The sequence below is a fragment of the Xenorhabdus sp. NBAII XenSa04 genome (assembly GCF_963866145.1).
Taxonomy (GTDB): Bacteria; Pseudomonadota; Gammaproteobacteria; order Enterobacterales; family Enterobacteriaceae; genus Xenorhabdus; species Xenorhabdus indica.
Genome location: NZ_CAWMEB010000448.1, coordinates 1 through 24,615, shown reverse-complemented (window position 1 = coordinate 24,615; position 24,615 = coordinate 1). Strand labels below are relative to the sequence as shown.

Genomic DNA, 24,615 nt, shown 5'->3' with positions numbered 1-24,615 from the left:
TTGAATCCCTCGTTTTGATCCCCATAATAAGCGGGAGTGGCGAAAATAATACAAAATACGCGGAGATATTCATGAGTAGTAAAGACCAAAAAGTACCTGACGAGCAAGTCTCAGAAAATACAGAAAATGTATTTGAGCAACAAAAAGATGCAGAAAAGGCAGACGCGCCAGAGACTGAAAATGTTGTTGACCCGCGTGTTGCCGAGTTGGAAGAGGAACTGAAACAGGCTCAATCTCGTGAGCGTGATGCGGTTTTGCGTGCTCGTGCTGAAGTGGATAATATTCGTCGTCGCGCTGAGCAGGATGTAGAAAAGGCGCATAAATTCGCATTGGAAAGATTTGCCAATGAACTTCTGCCAGTGATCGATAATCTGGAGCGTGCTTTAGACGCGGCAGATCGTACCAATGAGACTTTGGCACCAATGATTGAAGGTATTGAACTGACACTGAAATCATTTATTGATGCAGTGGGTAAATTTGGCATTGAAGTTGTCAGTGATACTCATGTTCCTTTCAATCCAGAGGTGCATCAGGCGATGACTATGATGGAATCTGATCAACATGAACCAAATCAGGTAATGTTGGTAATGCAGAAAGGCTATACCCTGAATGGACGTCTGCTGCGTCCTGCTATGGTTGCCGTTTCTAAGTAAGAGATATGGATTCTATGATTGCAATGCCGCCGATAGAGGCGGCATTTTTGTAGGTATGAGAGGGTTATTCAGGCAATACTGGATTCCAATCAATTGAAGGCAATCCTTGAGTTTCAAGCAACTGGTTAGCTTGGGAAAAGTGTTTGCAACCTAAGAACCCACGGTGTGCTGATAATGGGGAAGGATGTGGTGCTTTCAGAACATGGTGGCGCTGGGTATCAATAATACGGCCTTTTTTCTGAGCGTGAGAACCCCAAAGCAGGAAAATGACACCGTGTCGGTGTTCATTGATTGCTGCAATTACCCTATCAGTGAATGTTTCCCAACCCAGATTAGCATGGGAATGGGCATTTCCTCGTTCAACCGTCAGCACGGTATTAAGCAGTAATACCCCCTGTTTTGCCCAACTAAGCAGGCAGCCATGATTGGGGGGATGAAATCCTTCAATATCAGATTCCAGTTCTTTGTACATGTTGACGAGAGAAGGTGGTGCAGGAATACCCGGCTGGACTGAAAAAGCCAGTCCATGCGCTTGATTTGGGCCATGATAAGGATCTTGCCCCAAAATAACCACTTTTACATCAGCCAGTTCAGTATAGCGAAATGCATTGAAAACATCCGGCTGTGGTGGATAGATTGTTTTGCCTGCTTTACGTTCATTGGCGACATAAGCCAATGTATCAACGAAATAGGGTTGTGTCTTTTCATTACCGATGACATCGTGCCATGTGAGAGGTACGGACATAGCGGATCCCGTTTTATATGATTATCAGATGGGCTTAAGCTTACCGATTCCCTTAGCGCAGGGGAACCCTCTGCGGTTCAACTTAAGCGAATTGATAGAAGAAAATACTGTTTTATGGATTTATTGTAAGTTTACGAGCGAGTAAATTGTAATTCTTGTCTGTTCAACTTTTTGAGACCTCATCAAACCAACATTAAATTATTACGTTTGTTTATTAAGTGTCATATAGGGTAATTACTTTATATTGTTAATTAAAAATTAAATTTGATATAAAAATGTTAATAATCCTGCCGATAAGAAGATCTAGGTCAGTCTGTTATGTCTAACTTAAAATAGGTAGGAGTATCTTATGGCTTTGGCAATAAATACCAATTTTTTGAGTCAGTTAGGATTATCTCCTGTACAGGGAAATCAGGAAACTCTTCAGTTACCATCTTCTGGCAGCAAACTTCTAGCCAAAAATGAACATCTTTCCTTATCAATAACTTCATTTTCAGAAAATACGAAACAAACCGATTTACTTTACCAATCATTGGTCAATGCTTCTCAAAGCAAAGTTATGGCAACGCCTGAGTTAAAGGCTAATGATATTGCAGGAAAAGATTCACAATTTATCGACTATGCGTTGGTGCAGGTTACCCGTGACTCATACCGCAGAAATAGTTTTGGCATTGGTGACTATGTACGCATGTCAGATGATGAACTCATAAAGGCGGGTATTGATCCTGATATTCTGGATGACACTTCGACGGGATTTCAGGCAGGGATCTATCATTATAAGGGACTATATATTGTGTCAATTGCAGGCTCAAATGAAATAAAGGATTTTATGGCAAGTATTCGTCAGGGGCTTGGGTACAATGAAAAACAATATAATCAGGCAGTAGCGTTGTCACAGGCGGCATTAAAGGCATTTGGTGAGAATGTGATTTTTACCGGTCATTCACTGGGAGGGGGGCTGGCATCAATGGCTGCTCTGACAACAGGAAAGCCTGCTGTTATCTTTAATTCTGCCGGTGTTTCAGATTGGACTTTGAAACGAATGGGCTGGTCACCACAAGTAGCTCGTGAAATGGCAAACAAGGGGTTAATCCGAAATTATGTTGTTGAGAATGATTGGCTGGATAATTTACAAAAAACGTTGCCACTTCCTCAGCCAATGGGAAACCAGATTCTGCTTGAGAATGAATACGAACCAGAAGACAATATAGTCGATACAATTGTGAACTACAGTTATACGTTACATTCATTCAGAGCTCATTTTTTGGAGGCCATACAGGAATTACTGGTTATTCATAAGCCCTGGCAGAGTAAAGGGGATAGCAAGGAAAGTATGATGATGGCTGCCATGAGTAATGATATAAACGATAATGTTGTTCATTATAACGAAAAATTGTCATTGCAAACTTGGACGGTGGATATGAGTGAAAATGAACTGAATACTTTGTTTGATGAACCTTGTTGTCAATTTGATTCACAGCAGGAATTAAATGCACAAAAGGTTAAGCAATATTATTCAGTTCATACCCATTCAAGTAGGTATCTCACATGATATGTGGCCACTTTCTTGTCTTTTATCAATGAAAAAGCGGGCAAATAGCCCGCTTATCCCATATCCATTGTCAATCGTGAAAACATTTAATCTTGAGTAGATTCTGTCGATTCTGGTTTGGGGTTACCGGAAGGAGAACGGCGTTTTCCGATGTTTTTACTATCACGATGGCGCACTTTCACCCGTTTTTTCTTCACTTCTTCTGCCTTTTTCTTTTCCTTACGTTTTTCCAGCACTTTTTTGGATGGTTTATAGCTTTTCTTTTCGCTCGGTGCTTTGGTTTGCGGACGCAGTTCATCTACAACCCGCATTTTCAGAGGTTCATTGAGATAGCGACTGATTTTTCCAAGCAATAGATGATCATGAGACTCAACCAGCGCAATTGCGGTTCCTTTGCGGCCTGCGCGAGCTGTACGGCCAATCCGGTGCAGGTAAACATCAGCAGTGCGCGGCAAATCAAAATTAAAAACGTGACTGATATTTTCAATATCCAATCCACGGGAAGCAACGTCAGTTGCAACCAACACCTTGACTCTGCCATCATTCAGACGTTTTACCGCTTCGGTTCGTTTGGCCTGTACCATTTCACCTTCAAGGAAGCAGGATTGAATACTTGCCTGATGCAGCCAATCCACTAATTCGCGAACACGCTCCCGTTTGCGTACAAAGACAATTGACTTTGTAACATCAGATTGTTTCAAGAGATGGCATAGTAAGGCTATTTTATGTTCCAGATTATCAGCACGATAATAGAATTGCTGGATTTTCTTGCGTTCACGACGTGAAGGTTCTGCATCAATTTCTACAGGATCTGTCAGCAGGCGTTTCGCAAAATCACGAATAGCTTCACCTTCAAGTGTGGCGGAGAATAACAGTGTTTGTTTGCGCCAGCGCGTTTCTCCGGCAATGGTCTCAACATCATTGGAAAACCCCATATCCAGCATACGATCCGCTTCATCAAGAATTAGGGTTTCTACCGCTCGGCAGTCAAAGTTCTCTTCTTTGATATATTGCAGCAGGCGTCCGGTGGTCGCGACAACAATGTCCTGGTTCTCACTGAACACTTCTGCATGGTTCATATAAGCAACACCACCAGTAATAGTGGCAACATCCAGATTAGTGTGGGCAGCCAGCTCCTTAGCCTGTTCTGCAACCTGCATGGCTAATTCACGGGTTGGTGTTAGGATCAGAATACGTGGTGGCCCTGACTTTTTACGTGGAAAGTCCAGTAAATGTTGTAGAGCTGGCAGCAGGTAGGCCGCTGTTTTGCCTGTCCCTGTCGGCGCAGAACCGAGTACATCACGCCCATCCATGGCCGCAGGAATGGCCGCTGCCTGAATTGTTGTCGGACGTTCATAGCCTTTGTCGTTCAACGCATTAAGCAGGCATTCATCAAGTTCGAATTCGGAAAAGTTTGTCGCAGTCATCATATACCTCTGTTTGGGGCGCCGATTATAAACAGGTTAGGCGCATTCTTCACCCTATAACATACGTCAGTAATAAAGTATCCGGTATGTAAGTGGCTTTTATCCACGAGTTATAAGCTTTATGCTATGACGAATGTTTGATTTCAACAGATATAGTTCATGGTGTTAATAGATAAACCTGCTTTTCGTCGTGGGGGTTTCACATTTAAACAATTCTTCGTTGGGCATGATAAGTGTGCAATGAAAGTTGGTACGGATGGTGTGTTATTGGGAGCATGGGCCCCTGTAGGTAACAGAATGTATTGTCTGGATATTGGGTGTGGTAGTGGTTTGATCGCATTGATGGTAGCGCAAAGGAGTGGCGGTGATACGGTGATTGATGCAGTAGAGCTGGATGCAGATGCAGCAATGCAGGCGACTGAAAATGTTCAGCGATCTCCGTGGACTTCCCGCATTACCGTGTATCAGCAGGATATTTACGAATTTGCCCGGCAAAATGGTAGTCGGTATGATCTGATTGTGAGCAACCCTCCCTATTTCGAACCTGCGATTGATTGCCGCGATGAAGCACGTAATCAGGCACGTTATACGAAGTCATTGACTCATCAGGGGCTATTGGACTGCGTTGAGCATATGATTACCCCTGAAGGGCTTTTTTGTGTTGTGCTTCCATATCAGATTGGCGAAATCTTTGAAAAAATGGCCACAGAATGTGGTTGGTTCACCCATTATCGGGTCAATATTCGTGATAGGGTGGATAAACCGTTACATCGTTTATTGTTGGGACTTGCCCGCCAAGAGAAAAAGACTCAAATCAGTGAACTGACTATCCGCGCAGTTGATGGTACATATTCAAACGAATTCCAATACATGGTGAAAGATTTTTATCTTTATTATTAATAGGGTTATCGTTAATAAGACAATTCAATTTCTTTGTGAAATAGTAGGATAAATCTTTCTGTTTTTCGTCAATTGAAATCAAATGTTCCTCTGAATAGAGGCTATGATTTGTACTATAAATTAAGAATGCGATACAAAATAACAGGTGGTTGTAAGATAAAATTACAATCAAAGTTGAACTTCACGCGTAATTGACACTCAAAAGTGATGCTTGTTCGGGTAGCAAGATATCATAACTGGTGTAATTAAGTATAAATGTGGAGTTTTACCTCAGGAGAGTGAGTCTCGGATGAGCGAGCAGTTAACGGATCAAATGCTGGTCGAGCGGGTACAGAAAGGCGACCAAAAAGCATTTAATTTGTTGGTAGTCAGATACCAGCACAAAGTAGCGAGCTTAATTGCCCGTTACGTACCTCAGGGCGATGTTCCTGATGTCGCTCAAGAGGTATTTATTAAAACTTATCGGGCACTGTCTTCTTTTCGTGGTGATAGTGCCTTTTACACGTGGTTGTACCGTATTGCCGTTAATACTGCGAAAAATTATTTAGTTGCTCAGGGGCGTCGTCCACCATCCAATGATTTGGATGCTAATGATGCAGAAAATTATGATACGTCAAGTTCTTTAAAAGAAATTTCGAACCCTGAGAATTTAATGTTGTCAGAAGAATTAAAGGAAGTGGTATTCCGTACCATTGAATCGCTTCCGGAGGATTTGCGGATAGCAATTACACTTCGGGAGTTGGATGGGCTGAGCTATGAAGAAATAGCCGTCATTATGGATTGTCCTGTGGGCACTGTTCGTTCACGAATATTTCGGGCAAGAGAAGCCATTGATAATAAAGTTCAACCCCTGATCCAACAGTAGTGGAAACAGTAGTGGAACAAAACAATATTGAAGGTACTTGGCATGCAAAGAGAGAAACTTTCCGCATTAATGGATGGAGAAGCTCTTGATAGTGAAATTGTTCGTTTGATCTCTGAAGATGCTTTAATGCAGAAGCAGTGGGAAAGATATCACCTCATCCGTGATACATTACGTGGTGATGTCGGTGAGGTATTGCATTTGGATATCGCCAGTCAAGTGGCGCAGGCGCTTGAAAAAGAACCCGTCCATATCAACCCTGCCGTTGTTCCGGAATCTCAGCCAAAACCTGAAACATGGCAGCAAATGCCGTTCTGGCATAAGCTTCAACCTTGGGTCAGTCAGATGACACAAGTGGGTATAGCAGCTTGTGTATCTCTGGCCGTGATTATTGGTGTTCAGCAATACAATAGCAGTGGTAGTGGGGCTGAAACTGATATTCAATCTGATAACCCAGTCTTTAATACATTGCCGGTAATGGGTTCTGCTTCGCCTGTTGGTTTATCTGTTCCTGGCGAGAATGACGCTTTTGGTGGTGACTTGAGTATGCAGATACGGGAAAGCAATAAACGCATTGACGCGATGTTGCAGCAATATGAGCTTTCCCGGCGTATCAATGCAGAAAGGCAGCAAGCGTTATCGGAAGTTGGGAATACACAGTCCGGAGAACAAAAACAGCAAGCTCAGAATAAGCAATAAAAATGACATATATCGGTTTTTTCATTTTATTATTCGGGAGCTTGCTGAGTCCCTTGAAAGCCTCGGCCCAACAAAGCAGTGCCGGGGCTTTGTTACAGGATATGCGGTATTCTGTACAAACTTTCTCTTATGAACTTGCTTTTATTAATTTGAGCCAGCAATTTTTGATACCGCTGCGGTATCGTCATGCCATCATTGACAATCAACCCATAGCGCAAATTATTCAGATGGACAGCACTCGCCGTGAAATTGTTCAGCGCGGTAATCAGATCAGTTATTACGAATCGGGCCTGGATTCATTCAGTTTACGTGGCAACCATATTGTGGATTATTTTCCACCGATTATCTTTGCTGATTTTTCTCGATTACAGAAATATTATAACTTCATTGATGTGGGTTCTACTCACGTTGGTGACCACCCTGTACACTTTGTACGTATAATATCCAAAGATAACGACCGTTATAATTATAATTTATTGATAGATAAAAAAAGTTATCTTCCTTTGTTTATTGAGCTATTTGATCAGGAAGAAATGATGGTTGTTGAACAATTCCGGGTTGTTTCGTCAAGAGTGAATGACGAGATAAAGCAGGAATTGAGAGCCATTGTTGATTTGAAATTACCGCCGATGTTGGTCACTCCAGAGTCCGAAGGGACAGCGAAGTTTGATTGGAAGGTTGGCAAATTACCGGAAGGCTTTAAGGAGGTTTCCCGTAACAGGAATTGGCTATCAAAGACAGAGTTATTCGAATCCATTATGTATAGTGATGGGTTGTTTAATTTTTCTGTAAATGTAGTAAATACGAGTGCAAAGGTAGCCGATGAACCGCTGTATCGACAAGGCAGGCGAACAGTTTATACTGTGTCCAAAGGGAAAAACAGCATCGCTGTGATCGGCGAATTACCCCTTGCAACAATTAAACAGATTGCCACCAGTGTTACGTTTGTGGGGGAATAACTGATGGTTAAAGAATGGGCAACTGTTGTTCGTTGGCAACAGGGGCGAGCATTATTACGTTATGGCTCATCTTCAGGTTGTGGTAGTTGTCAGGCTAAAACGGCTTGTGGATCTTACTTGTTAGAAAAATTAGGGCCAGAGAGTCTCCATCAATTGGAACTGGAAATTGCGCAACCGCTTCAACCAGGGCAAAAAGTAGAAGTCGGCATTCCTGAAAGTAGCTTGTTACGTTCAGCCATGCTGGTTTATCTAACCCCGTTATTAGGTCTGTTTTTAGGCGGTCTGTTTTGCCAATATTGGACTACTGACCAGTTATGGGTATGTATGGGAGGAATCATCGGTGGTATTGCCGGTTTTGCTCTTGCCCGTAAGATCGCTGCATACTGGGATAGTCAACAAGCATACCAACCGGTTGTATTACAAATTGGTTTACCTCCCGATACGATTGAGGTCCTGCATCAGGAATAATCTGCTTTACCATACTTATTTTCACGATTTTTTTCAGGAATGTTTTTACTTTCTGGTCATACTGAATGGGTTAGATTGAAAACCACAGGCATGACTAGGTTTTCACAGGTTTGGCATGTAGAATACGGCTCCTCAGGCCAGTGGCCGAACCTATAAATGTCGCTTTATGTCCATCTGTGTGTCCATAGGCGAATGATCCAGAAATATTAAGGCAAAAAAGATTTAATAATGAAGCAAATAAGAAATTTCTCCATTATCGCCCACATCGACCACGGGAAGTCCACGCTATCTGACCGGATTATTCAAATCTGTGGGGGGCTGTCAGACCGAGAAATGGCAGCACAAGTATTGGATTCAATGGATCTTGAACGTGAGCGTGGTATCACTATCAAAGCGCAAAGCGTCACCCTTGATTACAAGGCAACTGACGGAAATGTTTATCAATTAAACTTTATCGACACTCCGGGACATGTTGATTTCTCTTACGAAGTTTCCCGCTCTTTGGCTGCTTGTGAAGGCGCATTGTTAGTTGTTGATGCAGGGCAAGGGGTTGAAGCTCAAACACTGGCTAACTGCTATACGGCCATTGAAATGGATCTGGAAGTTGTCCCGGTTCTGAACAAAATTGACCTGCCCGCCGCAGAGCCAGAACGCGTTGCAGAAGAAATTGAAGACATCGTTGGTATTGATGCAACAGATGCTGTTCGTTGTTCTGCAAAAACCGGACTGGGTGTACAGGATGTTATTGAACGTCTGGTTAAAGAGATCCCACCACCAGAAGGTGATCCTGAAGCGCCACTACAAGCTTTGATTATTGATTCATGGTTTGATAATTACCTCGGCGTTGTTTCACTTGTTCGTATTAAGAACGGTACTTTGCGTAAAGGCGACAAAATCAAGGTAATGAGTACTGGTCAGGTATATAACGCTGACCGTTTGGGGATCTTTACACCGAAACGTGTTGACCGTGAGGTACTGCACTGTGGTGAAGTAGGTTGGTTGGTTTGTGCGATTAAAGATATCCTTGGTGCGCCGGTCGGCGATACTTTGACAACAGCACGTCAGCCAGCAGATAAGCCTCTGCCGGGCTTCAAAAAAGTGAAACCTCAGGTTTATGCAGGCTTATTTCCAATCAGTTCTGATGACTATGAAGCATTCCGTGATGCTTTGGGGAAATTGAGTCTGAACGATGCGTCCTTGTTCTATGAGCCAGAAAGTTCCACAGCATTGGGTTTTGGTTTCCGTTGTGGTTTCCTGGGCTTACTGCATATGGAGATCATTCAGGAGCGTTTAGAACGTGAATATAACCTTGACTTGATCACCACAGCACCAACCGTTGTTTATGAAGTTGAGACAACCACGGGTGACATCATTTATGTGGATAGTCCATCCAAGTTGCCGCCATTAAACAATATTAAAGAGCTGCGTGAACCTATTGCAGAATGTCACATGCTGTTGCCGCAGGAATATCTCGGTAATGTCATTACACTCTGTGTAGAAAAACGTGGTGTTCAGACTAATATGGTTTATCACGGTAATCAGGTTGCGCTGACATACCAAATACCAATGGCAGAAGTGGTGCTGGATTTCTTTGACCGTCTGAAATCTACGTCTCGCGGTTATGCATCACTGGACTATAACTTTGTCCGCTTCCAGCATTCGGACATGGTACGTGTGGATGTCTTGATTAACGGCGAACGAGTTGATGCACTGGCATTGATCACCCATCGTGATAATTCGCAATACCGTGGTCGTGAGCTGGTGGAAAAAATGAAAGAGCTGATCCCACGCCAACAATTTGATATTGCGATTCAGGCGGCTATCGGGACTCATATCATCGCACGTTCTACCGTTAAACAGTTGCGTAAAAACGTACTGGCGAAATGTTATGGCGGTGACGTTAGCCGTAAGAAAAAGTTATTGCAGAAGCAGAAAGAAGGTAAAAAACGCATGAAGCAGGTCGGTAACGTTGAGCTGCCGCAAGAAGCCTTCTTAGCGATTCTGCATGTTGGAAAAGATTAAATTAACAAGGTCGTAAGGAGTCTAAATGGCTAACACTTTTGCCTTGATCTTAACGTTAGCAACGTTAATCACTGGTATCATCTGGTGTATAGATCGTTTCAAATTTGCCCCTGAGCGTAAGAGAAAACTTGCTCAAGTTCAGGAACAGGCAGCAGGTAAGGAATCTCAGGAAGCTGCGATTAAAGAAATAAATAAGCCTACATGGGTTGAGACATTTGCATCTGTTTTTCCGGTGTTAGCCATTGTTTGGATCTTGCGTTCTTTTGTGTATGAACCTTTCCAGATCCCTTCTGGTTCAATGATGCCTACCTTATTGACCGGGGATTTCATTTTAGTGGAAAAGTTTGCGTATGGTTTGAAAGACCCGATCACTCAGACAACTTTGCTTAAAACCGGTGAGCCTAAACGTGGGGATGTTGCAGTTTTTAAATACCCACTTAACCCAAGTATAGATTTTGTAAAACGGGTAATTGGTTTACCCGGAGACAAAATTGTTTATGATTACATGAACAAAGAACTTCATGTTTATCCGGGTTGTGGTCGAAATCCAGTTTGCAAAGGCATTTTTCCTATCACTTATAAGACTATGTACCCAAGTGAGTGGACTATCACAGATCAAGTTAAAAAAGACGGAACGATCGCCAGAGAAGTGCATCAAGTTCCTCTTATGGATGCATTAGGGCCATATAGTATTCGTCAAGGAGAGCGAGTAGAAACTTTGGACAAAGTTTCCCATCATATCCTGACACTTCCACGCTTGAATATACCAGAGTTCACTCAGCTTGGTTTGCCGTTAGGAACTTGGGTTGTGCCTGAAGGTGAATATTTCATGATGGGTGATAATCGTGATAATAGCTCTGATAGCCGTGTTTGGGGATTCGTACCGGAGAAAAATCTGGTAGGACGTGCAACAGCTATCTGGATCAGCTTTGAAAAACAGGAAGGTGAGTGGCCGACAGGCGTACGTCTGAGCCGAATTGGTGGAATTCACTAATATTTATATATTAGCGAAGCATTAATTTATCGCCCAGTGTAGAATATTCTCTCAAACGAGATGACTGGTTTTCTAAGATGATGAATGTCTTAGGGAACCAGTGCAAACGCAACAGTTTTGTAGGGCCTATCTGACTGTAATCAAATAGCCTCACAGGTCTGTTGCGTGTGCTTTTATTTGACGGATTCTAACTGAATTGGTAGCACATGAACCCCATAATAATGAACAGGTTACAGCACAAGCTGGGATATACCTTTACACAGAATGATTTATTGCTTCAGGCGTTAACTCACCGCAGCGCCAGCAGTAAGCACAATGAACGTCTGGAATTTCTTGGTGACTCAATTCTGAGCTTTGTCATTGCTAATGCGCTTTATCTCCGTTTTCCCCGTGTTGATGAAGGGGATATGAGCCGTATGCGTGCTACATTGGTGCGGGGCAATACGTTAGCAGAGCTTGCCAGAGAATTTGAATTGGGAGAATGTTTACGCTTGGGGCCGGGCGAATTAAAAAGTGGCGGCCACCGTCGTGAATCCATTTTAGCTGATAGTATCGAAGCCTTAATTGGTGCCATTTTTTTGGATAGCAATATTCAGACAGTCGAAAAGATTGTTTTAAATTGGTATGAAGCTCGCTTGAATGAAATTAGTCCGGGCGATAAACAAAAAGATCCCAAAACACGTTTACAAGAATATCTGCAAGGGCGCCATCTGCCGTTGCCATCATATCTGGTTGTTCAGGTTCGTGGGGAAGCACACGATCAGGAATTTACAATTCACTGTCAGGTCAGTGGATTTGAACAACCTGTCAGAGGAGTCGGTTCTAGCCGTCGCAAGGCAGAGCAGGCGGCTGCAGAACAAGCATTAAAACAACTGGAGCTTGAATGAGCAAAGAAAAAAACTATTGCGGATTCGTTGCAATAGTCGGACGGCCCAACGTCGGTAAATCGACTTTATTGAATCAGTTACTGGGCCAAAAAGTATCAATCACTTCCCGTAAACCCCAAACGACACGACATCGTATCATGGGCATCCATACGGAAGGTGCTTATCAGACGATTTATGTAGATACACCAGGTCTCCATATTGAAGAAAAGCGAGCGATTAACCGCCTGATGAATCGTGCGGCGAGTAGTTCAATCGGAGATGTGGAACTGGTCATTTTTGTTGTGGAAGGTACTCACTGGACACCAGATGACGAAATGGTTGTAAATAAGCTGCGTAACTTGCGTTGTCCGGTCATGTTGGCTATCAATAAAGTCGATAATGTTACCGATAAAACTATTCTTCTGCCACATATTGGTTTTCTCAGCAAAAAGATGAATTTCATTGATGTTGTACCGATCAGTGCAGAGAAAAACATGAACATTGATACGATTGCTAAGGTTGTGCGTGAGCATATTCCAGAAGCAGAGCATCATTTCCCGGAAGATTACATTACTGATCGTTCACAGCGTTTCATGGCATCTGAAATTATTCGTGAAAAACTGATGCGTTTTCTGGGTGATGAACTGCCTTATTCGGTAACGGTCGAAATTGAACAATTCGCTGTTAATGAACGTGGTGGTTATACTATTCATGGTCTGATTCTGGTAGAGCGTGAGGGCCAGAAGAAAATGGTTATTGGTAACAAAGGCAGCAAAATCAAAACCATTGGAACAGAAGCTCGTCAGGACATGGAAAAACTGTTCGAAGTTAAAGTTCATCTGGAACTATGGGTTAAAGTGAAAGCTGGCTGGGCTGATGATGAGCGAGCTCTGCGCAGCCTTGGTTATATTGACGATTTATAAGGTTAATTTGTGGACGGCTGGCAGAGAGCCTTTGTGCTTCATGGGCGCCCTTACAGTGAAACCAGTTTATTGCTGGATTTTTTTACTGAAAATGAAGGGCGGGTACGTGTTTTAGCAAAAGGTGCACGTAGTCGCCGTTCTAACCTTAAAGGTTGTCTTCAGCCTTTCACCCCGTTGCTGATCCGCTGGAGTGGGCGGGGTGAAATCAAAACATTGAGGGAGGCTGAACCTATCTCTCTGGCTCTGCCTTTAACAGGTAGTGTGTTGTACAGTGGTTTGTATGTGAATGAACTCTTATCAAGAGTTCTTGAGCAAGGCACTGCATATCCGGCTATTTTTTTCGATTACCTCCAATGTTTACAAATCCTTGCTGCAAGTGAACATACCCCCGAATATGCCTTACGTCGCTTTGAATTATCTGTGCTAACTCATATGGGATACGGCGTAGACTACCTTCATTGTGCCGGTAGTGGTGAGCCTGTCACAGATACAATGAATTACCGTTATCGTGAAGAAAAAGGGTTTATTGCCAGTCTGGTTGTTGACCATTACAGCTTTACTGGCAATGAGCTAAAAGCGCTGGCAGCACGTGAATTCCCTGATCCAACTACTCTGAAAGCGGCCAAACGTTTTACTCGTATTGCATTAAAGCCTTACCTGGGTGGTAAGCCATTAAAAAGCCGTGAATTATTTCGCCAATTCGTGCGAAAAAAGACAGATATCTCTAATCAGAAAAATTAATATGGTATCACTCTAAATCATGGAAAATGTAAATTTCAATTTATCTAATACTATTGCAGGAGCTAAAAATGGCTGAGGTATTGTTAGGCATCAACATTGACCATATTGCAACAGTGCGAAATGCGCGTGGAACGCAATATCCTGATCCTGTGCAAGCTGCATTTGTTGCTGAACAAGCAGGCGCAGATGGGATAACAGTTCACTTACGTGAAGATCGCCGCCACATTACAGACCGAGATGTTCAGTTATTAGCAAAAACTATTCAAACACGCATGAACCTCGAAATGGCGGTTACAGATGAGATGGTAGAAATAGCCTGCCAAATCAAACCTGCTTTTTGTTGCTTAGTTCCTGAAAAGCGTGAGGAAGTCACCACAGAAGGTGGGCTGGATGTATTTGGGCAGAAAGCACATATTGCTGCTGCTGTTAAGCGCTTATCAGAAGCGGGTATTCTGGTGTCCTTGTTCATTGATGCGGATCATCAACAAATTGATGCTGTCGTAGAAGTTGGAGCACCATTCATTGAGATTCATACAGGTGCATACGCAGATGCAGAAAATGATGTGCAGCAGGAGAAAGAGTTCCAGCGCATTAAAGAAGCAGCGACTTATGCGACAAGTAAAGGTATTAAAGTTAATGCAGGCCATGGATTAACGTACCACAATACACAACGCATCGCGGCATTACCGGAGATCCATGAACTGAATATTGGTCATGCCATCATTGGTCGTGCTGTATTCAGCGGCTTGTCTGCGGCGGTTGCTGATATGAAAACATTGTTGCGTGAATCTCGTCGTTAATGGCTATTGTCGGATTAGGCACAGATATTGTTGAAATTTCCCGTATTGAGGAAATTGTTGGGCGTTCTGGTGAACGCCTGGCAAAACGAATCTTGAGTGGAAACGAGTGGCAACAATACCAGCAGCATAATCAGCCGATGCGTTTTCTGGCAAAACGCTTTGCTGTCAAAGAAGCCGCAGCTAAAGCGCTTGGAACAGGTATCCGTAATGGTCTGGCTTTTAATCAGTTTGAAGTGGTTAATGATGTTTTAGGAAAACCAACATTAAAACTTCATGGTGAAGCAGAAGTTCTGGCTGACAAACTGAATGTAAAATCCATGCATGTCACATTGGCAGATGAACGGCGTTATGCTTGTGCGACAGTGATATTGGAAAGCTAGCGAAAAATGCGGTAAACCCTCGTCCAGCACGGGCGGGGGGGATATAAAGAGAGAAGTCTCGTTTCTTTGTGATCGCTAAAAATTGTTATCAGATTTTATCTGCATGGTGTAAGAGTACAAATTTATCCCATAGCTGTTCTTCTGTTTCTTTATGATTTGTATCGATAATAATGGTATTTGTTATCGGACAGACAGACTGGCAGGTTGGTTTTTCGTAATGCCCTACGCATTCGGTACAGCGTTTTGGATCAATCTCATAAATCTCAACTCCCATAGTGATAGCCTGATTTGGGCATTCAGGTTCACACATATCACAATTGATGCAGCGCTTGGTAATTAGTAATGCCATTTTAATCTCTCATGAAAATAATAACCAAAAAATCAATATATTAAATCATTTCTGTATTCGTTACATTTGCCAGGATTTTGTATTTTTATACAGTATATTTTATATTAAAAAATGACGTTCCTTAATATAAAACCACAATACGTGCCTGTTTTTGGTATCAGGAAAATAGTCATGTGTAAACCAACATATCAGAGTAATGATATGCCGGAGTTTTCTGTAATGAGACCAAGCTATTTCACGGAAATTATATTACCAGATAATTATCACACACGAGATTTTTTGGCTTTTCACCATCGGGATGAGAAAGGTGTTTCTGAAATTGTACAGCAGAGTCAGGTTAAAAAGGGCATCATTTGGCACGGAATTCCTGCATTATTGACTGTATCAATGGAGAAAAAACTGGCAAAAGTGCAGCTTGATATTGACGGTGACCGTACACTTCATTCAAAAAATTCTTTATCTCTTCTGGCCTCACATATGCTTGGGTTATTACAGCCCGTAGAGATATTTGAATCCCAATACCAAAAAGATCCTGTTATTGGAGGATTAATTTCCCGACAAGCAGGTCTGCGAATTTACCAGTCGGCAACACCTTTTGAAGCACTGAGCTGGGCGATTATGGGGCAGCAAATCAGCGTCAGTGCTGCGATCTCCATTCGCAGACGATTTATTCAGGCTATTGGTGTTAAACATACTTCAGGATTGATGTGTCATCCGACTTATCAGGAAGTCATACAGTACAGAGAGCAGGATCTATGTCAGTGTGGTTTTTCTATGAGTAAGGCTAAGGCTCTGTTGAATGTCTGCCGGATGATTGACTCGGGTGAGTTGAATTTGTCCATTAACACTGAGGGTGAGGTTAAATCACTCATAGAAAATCTTTTGGCTATTAAAGGCATAGGTATCTGGACAGTGAACTATACCTTGTTAAGGGGCTTTAATTATTTAAATGGTTCTCTGCATGGAGATGTGGCAGTAAGGCGTAACCTTCAGCATCTACTGAAACAAGAAAGCAAAGTCAATGCTGAACAGGCTGAAAAATGGCTGGCAGATTTTTCGCCTTGGAAAGCGCTTGTTGCTGCACATTTATGGCGACAGCAATCCAGTAGTGGATATTAGTTTGAGTTATTGAGGAAAAGTATTAATACCATTCTAAATCCGTGTAAGGATTTTGTCGTAAGGCTTCGAGACGGCTTGCCAGAGAACCTACGTGAATTTCAAGTTGATGGCCGTCAGGGTCCAGAAGGTAAATCGATTCTCCTTCACTTCGGTTCTCTTTCCATTGTTTTATTCCGGTAATCAGTAGCTTTTCTCTGAAAGTAGAAAAATGCTCATCCGCGATATTAAATGCGATATGTGTATAATCCTGGGCTGGTTTTGTTTCACCACAGGAAAGACAAAACCACAGTCCTCCCAGACTTAGATAAGCACCATTTTGCCAGCGAACATGTGGGGTAAACCCAAGCAGGTTAATGTAGAAATCGAGGCTGCGCTCAAGATTTGATACTGCCAGTGTCAGATGGTTAAGCCCTGTTAACATAGATGTTCAGCCCGTCTTACGTAAAACAGTCGTTTCTAAACAAACGAATTGAGATAGTGATAAGAGTAAGGATATGCAATCGATGAGTTATGTTAGAAAAAGATCTCTTAATTATCAAACTCCGTTTTGTTCTGATCGCTTTTTGTTAAAATGATCTTTCCATTCATTCAATTATTCAGAGATTTTAGCCATGTTATCTTTTTCACCGTTTGACGATTTAGCCCAACGGATTTTACCTGTCGCGATAGAAGGTGATGATGGTGCCCATGATATTGCTCATTTGTATCGGGTTTGGAAAAACGCCAAAAAAATTTGTGAAACAGAATGTGGGAATTTGCGGTTAGTTTTTGCTGCGGTTTTATTACATGATTGCGTTAGTGTAGAGAAAAACGATCCAAACCGACATTTAGCCTCTCGTATGGCCGCAGATAAAGCAGCCTTAATATTAAAAGATCTCGGATGGGACGAAGAAGATATTACTGCTGTCTGCCATGCCATTGAAGCGCATAGCTTCTCTGCCGGATTAACACCAACAACACTGGAAGCCCAAATTGTACAGGATGCTGATCGGCTGGATTCCATAGGAACGATGGGAGTTGCTCGCTGTTTTTATACGGCAGGGCGTATGCATTCGGGTTTATATGAAACTTATGATCCTTTAGCAAAACAGCGTGAATATGATGATCGCGCTTATGCTGTCGATCATTTTTATACTAAATTATTCAAAATAGAAGCAGGTTTTCAGACGGTTACAGGCAAGCAATTGGCTCATGAAAGAACAAAGCGCATGGAGCAATTCCTGAACGATTTTTTTGACGAAATTCAGGGTGAGTAAACCAACATTAATAATGAATAGGTATAATTAACAGGATTTATATTAGCAAGAGAACATATAGTGGCAGAAATATATAGTGATGAATATTGGATGTGTCGGGCCATGGATTTGGCAATGCAGGCACAGGCACAAGGTGAAATCCCTGTAGGTGCGTTGTTGGTGGCGGATAATAAAATTATTGCTGAAGGTTATAATCTCCCCATTACAGATCATGATCCGACAGCTCACGCAGAAATTATTGCTTTACGGCGTGGAGGGGCTCAGTTAAAAAATTACCGTCTGTTGAACACAACACTATATGTTACTTTGGAACCGTGCGTTATGTGTGCGGGAGCAATGATCCACAGCCGGATACAGCGATTAGTTTATGGTGCAAGTGATATGAAAACCGGTGCGGCAGGGTCATTGGTTGATATTTTGCGTCATCCCGGTATGAATCACCAGATTAAGATTACTGGCGGAGTATTGGGACAAGAATGCTCCACTATGTTGAGTGCATTTTTCAAGCAACGTAGGGAGCAACATAAGGAATTAAAAAAGTTGAAAAAACAGCAGCAGGAAGCACCATAAAAAGTTATAAAGTATTCTCATTTGTATCATCAGGGTTGCTGACGGTGGTTTTTTCAGTGGGTATATTGGGCTTTCCTGCCTTGTTGCGGCTGTTTTGTGCTCTCAGATAGCCTTCCAAGCTTTGGTAATAACGGCGGATATTTTCGACGTAGCGATAAGCTTCATAACCGCGTGCATAACCGTATGTGGTATTGGCATAGTATTTTTTCTTACTTAATAGAGGAATGCGTGATTTAACGTCCATCCAGCGGTCAGGGTCGCCTTTTTGCATGGCCGTTAATTTCCGGGCATCAAGAATATGTCCATATCCCATATTATAAGCGGCTAATGCGAACCAAATCCTCTCATCTTCGGGAATAGTATCTGGCAAACGAGACATCAGATAATGCAGATAAGCCATTCCTCCTTTCACACTTTCGTCTGGATCAAGGCGGTCTTTGACTCCTGCCCATTCTGCTGTTGGGCGAGTCAGCATCATCATGCCACGAACGCCTGTGGGAGAAGTTGCTTGTGGATCCCAATGTGATTCTTGCCATGCAATAGCGGCAACTAATTGCCAGTCGAGAGAATCTGCGTATTTCGCAAAAATAGGCTGATATGTTGGCAATAAGTTATTAATTGCACGAATGAATGAGATAGTGTCAAAGTAATCGAATGAGCCAATATGGCTGAAATATTTTTCTTCCAGCCGTGGCGTTATATGGTTTTCAGTCAGCATATTGAAAAAATCCAGCATTGCTGAGTAGAGACTATAGTCATCATTACGTTTCAAATACCAGGTCAATGGTTTATCTTCACTGACATCAAAAGCGATAGCCAGATTGGGATGGATGCGCTGTTGCAGAGCAAGGCTGATTGAATCGCTGATCGTATAGTCAACTTTTCCTTCGGATACTTGCTCAAGCAATTGTTGGGTATTGTGACGTGACGATTCTTCCCAGGTTAAATCAGGATAAAATTTTTCTTTCCACTGTTTTAGTTCACTGACATGGGCAGAACCAGCGGTGACAGCCAGTGAGCCTTTTAAATCAGCAAAAGAACGTGGACGCACTGTACCTTTGCGATAAACCAATTGTTGGGATACTGAATAATAGGCTGGGCCAGTTCGTGTTTGGTCGAGTCTTTCTCTGTTATAGATAAGACCGGCAGCTAGAAAATCGGCTTTATCAGTGTCTAAGTCATCAAAAAGCTGGCTGATATTAGAACGAAACTGAATACTCAGTTTGACACCCAGATAGTCAGCAAATCGTTTGGTTAAGTCATAATCAAATCCTACAGGTTCATTTTTATCATTAAGTGAAATCAGAGGAGAACTGATGGTACTCACCCGAAGTTCTCCCCGTGCCAAGATCCTGTTTATCTGCTCCTGCTGTTTATTAGGCCAACTGATGTTGAGACCAATGATTGTGGCAGAGAGGAGCGCGATAATGACGATGACAAAATAATTTATCTTGATATTGCTCAAACAGTTATCTCTCGTCAGTACGGTTAGGCTCCGTATGAAATGTCAGATAATAGCATGGTTAAATTTCCAGTAATCGGGAATTTTGCGCAACAAAATTGCGATCTGCAACCCTATTGAATCAATTTTAAAAATCCATTGAATGTGTTGTTAGGTTAATTAATGCTCACGCAAACGGTTTCGTCAGAGAAAACATTCCTCTATAATGTCGGCGTTTCCCCCCAAGGCATCAGTCAGGCTTTGCTTCTAAGATGAGAGAACCTATTACTATGGAAATTCTGCGTGGCTCGCCCGCTTTATCAGCGTTTCGTATTACTAAGCTCCTTTCCCAGTGTCAAGCTCAGCAGCTTCCCGTGGCCGCAATTTATGCAGAATATGTGCACTTTGCAGAAATAAATTCACCTCTTACGGTAGAAGAAAAGGAAAAATTAAACAGGCTACTAAAATATGGCCCTTCTTTAGCTGAACATGAACCTAAAGGTCAACTGTTTTTAGTCACTCCCCGGCCAGGGACAATATCGCCGTGGTCATCAAAAGCGACAGAGATAGTACACAATTGCGGACTGAAACAGATCGTCCGTTTGGAAAGAGGGATTGCTTACTATATCCAATCTGATGTTATCCAGAATAATATCCACGGAAAGGCAATGGATGACAAACAGTGGCAGGTGTTATCTGCATTATTGCACGATCGCATGATGGAAAGTGTGTTTACTCAGTTTGAACAGGCTGAAGCCCTGTTTTCTCACCAGCCGCCTGCGCCATTGAAGCAAATTGATATCTTGCAATCAGGGCGGACTGCATTGGAATCTGCCAATGTTGGGTTGGGATTAGCGCTGGCGGCAGATGAAATTGATTATCTGTTACAAGCTTTCCAGGAATTAGGGCGTAATCCAACTGATGTTGAACTCTATATGTTCGCACAGGCGAATTCTGAACATTGTCGCCACAAAATTTTCAATGCGGATTGGGTGATCGATGGGCAAGAGCAACCAAAGTCTCTGTTTAAAATGATTAAAAATACCTTTGAACAGACACCGGAGCATGTTTTCTCTGCTTATAAAGATAACGCAGCGGTAATGGAAGGTTCTCAGGTAGGGCGGTTTTTCCCTGATCCTGAAAAAGGAGTATATGACTATCACCAGGAACCTGCCCATATCTTGATGAAAGTCGAAACCCATAACCATCCGACAGCAATTTCTCCCTGGCCGGGAGCGGCAACAGGATCTGGCGGGGAAATTCGTGATGAAGGAGCAACAGGGCGGGGAGCAAAACCCAAGGCCGGATTGGTTGGTTTTTCTGTCTCGAATCTGAAAATCCCCGGATTTGAACAACCGTGGGAAGAAGAATTCGGTAAACCTGAACGAATTGTCAGCGCACTGGATATCATGTTAGAAGGTCCTTTGGGCGGAGCGGCATTCAATAATGAATTTGGCCGCCCGGCATTGTTGGGGTATTTCAGAACATATGAAGAGAAAGTGGAATCCCATAATGGCGTAGAATTACGTGGCTACCATAAACCAATCATGCTGGCCGGGGGAATCGGAAATATTCGTGAAGAACATATTCAGAAAGGGGAGATCCCTGTTGGCGCCAAATTGATTGTACTGGGTGGCCCAAGTATGAATATTGGTCTGGGTGGTGGAGCCGCTTCTTCAATGACATCAGGCCAATCTGATGCGGAGCTGGATTTTGCCTCTGTACAACGCGATAACGCAGAAATGGAACGTCGTTGTCAGGAAGTCATCGACAGTTGCTGGCAGCTTGGTACTAAGAACCCTATTTTGTTTATCCATGATGTTGGGGCGGGCGGCTTATCAAATGCGATGCCTGAATTAGTCAGTGATGGAGGACGAGGAGGCCGTTTTGAGCTGCGAAATATCCTTAATGACGAACCGGGTATGACGCCATTGCAGGTGTGGTGTAATGAATCTCAGGAACGTTACGTATTAGCTGTCGCACCGGAACAGATTACCCTGTTTGAAGATATTTGTCGGCGTGAGCGTGCTCCGTATGCAGTGATCGGTGAAGCGACAGAAGAACGTCACCTGCTATTGAACGACAATCATTTTGATAACCAGCCCATTGATATGCCGTTGGATGTTCTGCTCGGCAACACACCAAAGATGCTGAAAAATGTAAATTCACTAAAAGCACCGGGTAAAGGGCTGGAGCGCGCAAATATTGATTTAGCCGAAGCGGTAAAACGTGTTTTGCATTTACCCGCAGTGGCAGAGAAAACATTTTTGATTACCATCGGCGATCGTTCGATAACCGGCATGGTAGCAAGGGACCAGATGGTTGGGCCATGGCAAATCCCTGTTGCAGATTGCGCAGTCACAACAGCCAGTCTGGATAGCTATTATGGTGAAGCTATGTCGATGGGAGAACGTGCTCCTGTTGCCCTGCTGGATTTTGCCGCATCAGCACGTATGGCTGTCGGGGAAGCGTTGACCAATATTGCATCGGCTTATGTACAGGATTTGAAGCGAGTGAAACTGTCAGCGAACTGGATGTCAGCATCCGGTCATGCCGGGGAAGATGCCGGATTGTATGCGGCGGTGAAGGCGATAGGTGAGGAGTTATGTCCTGCGTTAGGCTTGACTATACCTGTCGGCAAAGATTCCATGTCGATGAAAACTTGCTGGATTCAGGATGGTGAAGAGCGTGAAATGACAGCTCCGCTTTCATTAGTTATCAGTGCGTTCGCACGGGTGGAGGATGTTCGCTGTACTGTCACACCCGAATTGTCTACCGATGATGATAATGCGTTATTGCTGATTGATCTGGGACAAGGGCAAAATGCACTGGGAGGAACGGCATTGGCTCAGGTTTATCGCCAGCTTGGTGATAAGACCGCAGATGTTCGCAGTACGGAACAACTTGCTAATTTCTTCAAGGCGATACAACAGTTGATTGCAGAACAAAAACTGCTGGCTTATCACGACCGTTCTGATGGTGGCTTGCTGGTGACATTGGCAGAGATGGCATTTGCAGGACACTGTGGTTTACATGCCGATATCAGCGCATTTGATGAAGATATCCTGGGGGCATTGTTTAGTGAAGAATTAGGCGCAGTGATTCAGGTTCGTGAAACAGACAGACAGCAGATTGAAGCGCTGTTAGCTGATTATGGCCTCAGTGAATGCTTACACTATTTAGGCAAGGCTAAAGCGGGAGATGACTTTGTGATCTTCAGCAACAATATGGAAGTTTATCGTCAAAATCGGAGTACATTACGTTTATGGTGGGCAGAAACAACCTGGCAGATGCAGCGTCTGCGTGACAATCCTGAATGTGCTGATCAAGAACATCAGGCAAAACAGGATGTGAATGATCCCGGCCTGAATGTGAAATTAACCTTTGATCCGGCAGAAGACATTGCGGCTTGTTACATATCGAAACAAGGACGTCCGCGGGTTGCTGTATTGCGTGAACAGGGAGTTAACTCTCATGTCGAAATGGCGGCGGCATTCCATCGTGCAGGTTTTGAAGCCGTGGATGTCCATATGAGTGATTTGTTGAGTGGACGGATCACGCTGGAACAGTTCCAGACATTGGTGGCCTGTGGCGGTTTTTCATATGGAGATGTCCTTGGTGCAGGTGAAGGTTGGGCTAAATCCATTCTGTTTAATTCACGGGTACGTGACGATTTTGCGAACTTCTTTGCAAGACCGGATACATTATCTCTTGGTGTATGTAATGGTTGCCAGATGATTTCTAATCTGCATGAACTGATTCCGGGCACAGAACATTGGCCGCGTTTTGTACGTAACCGCTCAGAACGTTATGAAGCCCGTTTCAGTCTGGTTGAAGTTATAGACAGCCCTTCGTTATTCTTGCAGGGTATGGCGGGGTCTCGTTTACCCATTGCGGTTGCTCATGGTGAAGGTCAGGTCGAGTTCAGAAACAACCAGAATTTGGCTGAATTGAAAAAACACCAGCAGGTTGCAATGCGATTTGTAGATAACTATGGTCAGGCGACAGAAAATTACCCTGCAAACCCCAATGGTTCTGCCGAGGGGATCACTTCTGTCACCAGCCTTGATGGTCGCGTGACTGTGATGATGCCACATCCAGAAAGGGTATTCCGTACTGTCAGTAACTCCTGGCATCCCAAAGAGTGGAGAGAAGATGGCCCGTGGATGCGTATTTTCCGCAATGCACGTAAGCAGTTAAGCTAATATTAAGTACCTATTTCTTTCATAAGGCTCTGCATATTTGTCAGAGCCTTTATTTTTCGTTTCTTTATCACAGATAATATTTTTCTCTACATGTGGCGTTTATATGTTATTAAATTTACTATGATATTTGATTTTTCTAGTAGGTTATCATGGTAAAAGTAATGTTATTTGAATGTTTTTTAGGTTAATAATGCTTGAATTATGAGTTAAAGAAATTAATTGTTTTAAAGGATTGTCTCTAAATTGCGACAATGGTATGTTTTAGTGTCTCAAAAAAGAGACATTTAATTGATTGATTTAATTCATAGAACATATTTATGTGGTTTGGTGTCATCAATTGGCGACAAAAATAGATGACGTGAATAAAAGAACAAGCATAAAAAAATGTGAACATTAAAGCGGTTTTTATTTTTATTTATTAAAATCAATGAATTAAATTATACTTTTGAAAATTGGCACGTAATATGCTTAATGGTATGTAGTTGCTCATTCAATTTTTTATGTTGGCCCACAAAGTAGGGTGGAAATATGCCACATAAGCCAGGAATGACGCCAAAGTAAGGTGCCTACCGTCCAATTAATGATATTCGCTTTCTGGCCTTATCAGGCAACGGGCGACACGTGGAGTGAGGCACCACCTATCTGTTTATCAATGATCCTCACTGGCGGGGGTAGTAGAAAAAA

General features: G+C 42.9%; 23 protein-coding genes. 18 read left to right on the top strand and 5 right to left on the bottom strand.

Annotation, left to right across the window (positions count from 1 at the left end; all coding sequences use genetic code 11):
• Positions 1 to 71 precede the first annotated feature (71 nt).
• A complete protein-coding gene (gene grpE / locus AAC147_RS19505; RefSeq protein WP_047684057.1) occupies positions 72 to 653 on the top strand; it encodes a nucleotide exchange factor GrpE in 582 nt (193 codons plus the stop codon).
• 64 nt (positions 654 to 717) lie between these two features.
• Here the strand turns inward: grpE and ung are convergent, their stop codons facing one another.
• A complete protein-coding gene (ung, locus tag AAC147_RS19500; protein WP_047684055.1) occupies positions 718 to 1,398 on the bottom strand; it encodes a uracil-DNA glycosylase in 681 nt (226 codons plus the stop codon).
• A 349-nt stretch (positions 1,399 to 1,747) separates the two neighbouring features.
• Between ung and AAC147_RS19495 the strand changes: the two genes are divergently transcribed.
• Positions 1,748 to 2,950 carry an alpha/beta hydrolase gene (locus tag AAC147_RS19495; protein ID WP_047684053.1) on the top strand — a complete coding sequence of 401 codons (1,203 nt, stop codon included), beginning with the start codon at positions 1,748 to 1,750 and terminating at the stop codon, positions 2,948 to 2,950.
• Between the two features lie 86 nt (positions 2,951 to 3,036).
• Here AAC147_RS19495 and srmB read toward each other — a convergent pair whose 3' ends face one another.
• Entirely contained in the window at positions 3,037 to 4,377 is a 1,341-nt protein-coding gene (gene srmB / locus AAC147_RS19490) for an ATP-dependent RNA helicase SrmB (RefSeq protein ID WP_047684050.1), read from the bottom strand.
• A gap of 159 nt (positions 4,378 to 4,536) precedes the next feature.
• Here srmB and trmN point away from each other — a divergent pair, with 159 nt between their 5' ends.
• The 12 genes from trmN (at position 4,537) to acpS (ending at position 14,991) form a co-directional block, all read left to right on the top strand.
• Entirely contained in the window at positions 4,537 to 5,277 is a 741-nt protein-coding gene (gene trmN, locus AAC147_RS19485; protein ID WP_047684048.1) for a tRNA(1)(Val) (adenine(37)-N(6))-methyltransferase TrmN, read from the top strand.
• Between the two features lie 289 nt (positions 5,278 to 5,566).
• Positions 5,567 to 6,142: an RNA polymerase sigma factor RpoE gene (gene rpoE, locus AAC147_RS19480; protein WP_047684045.1), complete on the top strand. Its 576-nt coding sequence runs from the start codon at positions 5,567 to 5,569 to the stop codon at positions 6,140 to 6,142.
• A 42-nt stretch (positions 6,143 to 6,184) separates the two neighbouring features.
• Positions 6,185 to 6,838 carry an anti-sigma-E factor RseA gene (gene rseA, locus AAC147_RS19475; RefSeq protein WP_047684043.1) on the top strand — a complete coding sequence of 218 codons (654 nt, stop codon included), beginning with the start codon at positions 6,185 to 6,187 and terminating at the stop codon, positions 6,836 to 6,838.
• Between the two features lie 2 nt (positions 6,839 to 6,840).
• Positions 6,841 to 7,797 carry a sigma-E factor regulatory protein RseB gene (gene rseB, locus AAC147_RS19470; RefSeq protein ID WP_047684041.1) on the top strand — a complete coding sequence of 319 codons (957 nt, stop codon included), beginning with the start codon at positions 6,841 to 6,843 and terminating at the stop codon, positions 7,795 to 7,797.
• Positions 7,798 to 7,800: 3 nt separating this feature from the next.
• Complete coding sequence (gene rseC / locus AAC147_RS19465) at positions 7,801 to 8,265, top strand: SoxR-reducing system protein RseC (RefSeq protein ID WP_047684038.1); 465 nt, start codon at positions 7,801 to 7,803, stop codon at positions 8,263 to 8,265.
• Positions 8,266 to 8,493: 228 nt separating this feature from the next.
• A complete protein-coding gene (gene lepA / locus AAC147_RS19460) occupies positions 8,494 to 10,287 on the top strand; it encodes a translation elongation factor 4 (RefSeq protein WP_047684036.1) in 1,794 nt (597 codons plus the stop codon).
• Positions 10,288 to 10,312: 25 nt separating this feature from the next.
• Positions 10,313 to 11,281, top strand: a complete 969-nt coding sequence (lepB, locus tag AAC147_RS19455) for a signal peptidase I (protein WP_047684033.1) — start codon at positions 10,313 to 10,315, stop codon at positions 11,279 to 11,281.
• A gap of 206 nt (positions 11,282 to 11,487) precedes the next feature.
• Positions 11,488 to 12,168, top strand: a complete 681-nt coding sequence (gene rnc / locus AAC147_RS19450) for a ribonuclease III (RefSeq protein ID WP_047684030.1) — start codon at positions 11,488 to 11,490, stop codon at positions 12,166 to 12,168.
• On the top strand, positions 12,165 to 13,070 hold the full coding sequence (era, locus tag AAC147_RS19445) for a GTPase Era (protein WP_047684027.1): 906 nt from the start codon (positions 12,165 to 12,167) through the stop codon (positions 13,068 to 13,070). The genes rnc and era overlap by 4 nt, the downstream gene beginning before the upstream one ends.
• 9 nt (positions 13,071 to 13,079) lie before the next feature.
• The gene (gene recO, locus AAC147_RS19440) at positions 13,080 to 13,811 is read left to right on the top strand and encodes a DNA repair protein RecO (RefSeq protein WP_047684024.1); all 732 of its coding nucleotides are present in this window, start codon (positions 13,080 to 13,082) and stop codon (positions 13,809 to 13,811) included.
• A 68-nt stretch (positions 13,812 to 13,879) separates the two neighbouring features.
• The gene (gene pdxJ, locus AAC147_RS19435) at positions 13,880 to 14,611 is read left to right on the top strand and encodes a pyridoxine 5'-phosphate synthase (protein ID WP_047684021.1); all 732 of its coding nucleotides are present in this window, start codon (positions 13,880 to 13,882) and stop codon (positions 14,609 to 14,611) included.
• On the top strand, positions 14,611 to 14,991 hold the full coding sequence (gene acpS / locus AAC147_RS19430; protein WP_047684018.1) for a holo-ACP synthase: 381 nt from the start codon (positions 14,611 to 14,613) through the stop codon (positions 14,989 to 14,991). Before pdxJ ends, acpS begins: the two co-directional genes overlap by 1 nt.
• A gap of 88 nt (positions 14,992 to 15,079) precedes the next feature.
• Here acpS and AAC147_RS19425 read toward each other — a convergent pair whose 3' ends face one another.
• Positions 15,080 to 15,340 carry a YfhL family 4Fe-4S dicluster ferredoxin gene (locus tag AAC147_RS19425; RefSeq protein ID WP_047684015.1) on the bottom strand — a complete coding sequence of 87 codons (261 nt, stop codon included), beginning with the start codon at positions 15,338 to 15,340 and terminating at the stop codon, positions 15,080 to 15,082.
• 171 nt (positions 15,341 to 15,511) lie between these two features.
• Here AAC147_RS19425 and AAC147_RS19420 point away from each other — a divergent pair, with 171 nt between their 5' ends.
• Positions 15,512 to 16,459: a DNA-3-methyladenine glycosylase family protein gene (locus AAC147_RS19420; RefSeq protein ID WP_231571518.1), complete on the top strand. Its 948-nt coding sequence runs from the start codon at positions 15,512 to 15,514 to the stop codon at positions 16,457 to 16,459.
• Positions 16,460 to 16,481: 22 nt separating this feature from the next.
• Here AAC147_RS19420 and fos read toward each other — a convergent pair whose 3' ends face one another.
• Complete coding sequence (fos, locus tag AAC147_RS19415) at positions 16,482 to 16,880, bottom strand: fosfomycin resistance glutathione transferase (protein ID WP_047684012.1); 399 nt, start codon at positions 16,878 to 16,880, stop codon at positions 16,482 to 16,484.
• A 190-nt stretch (positions 16,881 to 17,070) separates the two neighbouring features.
• On the opposite strand from fos, the gene AAC147_RS19410 reads away from it, so the two are divergent.
• Both AAC147_RS19410 and tadA read left to right on the top strand, forming a co-directional pair.
• Positions 17,071 to 17,715 (top strand): HD domain-containing protein, encoded by a 645-nt coding sequence (locus AAC147_RS19410; protein ID WP_047684009.1) that lies wholly within the window; start codon positions 17,071 to 17,073, stop codon positions 17,713 to 17,715.
• 60 nt (positions 17,716 to 17,775) lie between these two features.
• Positions 17,776 to 18,285 carry a tRNA adenosine(34) deaminase TadA gene (gene tadA / locus AAC147_RS19405; protein ID WP_047684006.1) on the top strand — a complete coding sequence of 170 codons (510 nt, stop codon included), beginning with the start codon at positions 17,776 to 17,778 and terminating at the stop codon, positions 18,283 to 18,285.
• 4 nt (positions 18,286 to 18,289) lie between these two features.
• Here the strand turns inward: tadA and mltF are convergent, their stop codons facing one another.
• Complete coding sequence (gene mltF / locus AAC147_RS19400; protein WP_052189675.1) at positions 18,290 to 19,750, bottom strand: membrane-bound lytic murein transglycosylase MltF; 1,461 nt, start codon at positions 19,748 to 19,750, stop codon at positions 18,290 to 18,292.
• A 266-nt stretch (positions 19,751 to 20,016) separates the two neighbouring features.
• On the opposite strand from mltF, the gene purL reads away from it, so the two are divergent.
• Positions 20,017 to 23,931: a phosphoribosylformylglycinamidine synthase gene (gene purL / locus AAC147_RS19395; RefSeq protein ID WP_047684003.1), complete on the top strand. Its 3,915-nt coding sequence runs from the start codon at positions 20,017 to 20,019 to the stop codon at positions 23,929 to 23,931.
• Positions 23,932 to 24,615: the final 684 nt, after the last annotated feature.

What these genes read in the sequence shown, in the direction of transcription:
- grpE (WP_047684057.1), top strand. Translation starts at nt 72, where the DNA reads ATGAGTAGTAAAGACCAAAAAGTACCTGACGAGCAAGTCTCAGAAAAT.
- ung (WP_047684055.1), bottom strand. Translation starts at nt 1,398, where the DNA reads ATGTCCGTACCTCTCACATGGCACGATGTCATCGGTAATGAAAAGACA.
- AAC147_RS19495 (WP_047684053.1), top strand. Translation starts at nt 1,748, where the DNA reads ATGGCTTTGGCAATAAATACCAATTTTTTGAGTCAGTTAGGATTATCT.
- srmB (WP_047684050.1), bottom strand. Translation starts at nt 4,377, where the DNA reads ATGACTGCGACAAACTTTTCCGAATTCGAACTTGATGAATGCCTGCTT.
- trmN (WP_047684048.1), top strand. Translation starts at nt 4,537, where the DNA reads ATGGTGTTAATAGATAAACCTGCTTTTCGTCGTGGGGGTTTCACATTT.
- rpoE (WP_047684045.1), top strand. Translation starts at nt 5,567, where the DNA reads ATGAGCGAGCAGTTAACGGATCAAATGCTGGTCGAGCGGGTACAGAAA.
- rseA (WP_047684043.1), top strand. Translation starts at nt 6,185, where the DNA reads ATGCAAAGAGAGAAACTTTCCGCATTAATGGATGGAGAAGCTCTTGAT.
- rseB (WP_047684041.1), top strand. Translation starts at nt 6,841, where the DNA reads ATGACATATATCGGTTTTTTCATTTTATTATTCGGGAGCTTGCTGAGT.
- rseC (WP_047684038.1), top strand. Translation starts at nt 7,801, where the DNA reads ATGGTTAAAGAATGGGCAACTGTTGTTCGTTGGCAACAGGGGCGAGCA.
- lepA (WP_047684036.1), top strand. Translation starts at nt 8,494, where the DNA reads ATGAAGCAAATAAGAAATTTCTCCATTATCGCCCACATCGACCACGGG.
- lepB (WP_047684033.1), top strand. Translation starts at nt 10,313, where the DNA reads ATGGCTAACACTTTTGCCTTGATCTTAACGTTAGCAACGTTAATCACT.
- rnc (WP_047684030.1), top strand. Translation starts at nt 11,488, where the DNA reads ATGAACCCCATAATAATGAACAGGTTACAGCACAAGCTGGGATATACC.
- era (WP_047684027.1), top strand. Translation starts at nt 12,165, where the DNA reads ATGAGCAAAGAAAAAAACTATTGCGGATTCGTTGCAATAGTCGGACGG.
- pdxJ (WP_047684021.1), top strand. Translation starts at nt 13,880, where the DNA reads ATGGCTGAGGTATTGTTAGGCATCAACATTGACCATATTGCAACAGTG.
- acpS (WP_047684018.1), top strand. Translation starts at nt 14,611, where the DNA reads ATGGCTATTGTCGGATTAGGCACAGATATTGTTGAAATTTCCCGTATT.
- AAC147_RS19425 (WP_047684015.1), bottom strand. Translation starts at nt 15,340, where the DNA reads ATGGCATTACTAATTACCAAGCGCTGCATCAATTGTGATATGTGTGAA.
- AAC147_RS19420 (WP_231571518.1), top strand. Translation starts at nt 15,512, where the DNA reads ATGTGTAAACCAACATATCAGAGTAATGATATGCCGGAGTTTTCTGTA.
- fos (WP_047684012.1), bottom strand. Translation starts at nt 16,880, where the DNA reads ATGTTAACAGGGCTTAACCATCTGACACTGGCAGTATCAAATCTTGAG.
- AAC147_RS19410 (WP_047684009.1), top strand. Translation starts at nt 17,071, where the DNA reads ATGTTATCTTTTTCACCGTTTGACGATTTAGCCCAACGGATTTTACCT.
- purL (WP_047684003.1), top strand. Translation starts at nt 20,017, where the DNA reads ATGGAAATTCTGCGTGGCTCGCCCGCTTTATCAGCGTTTCGTATTACT.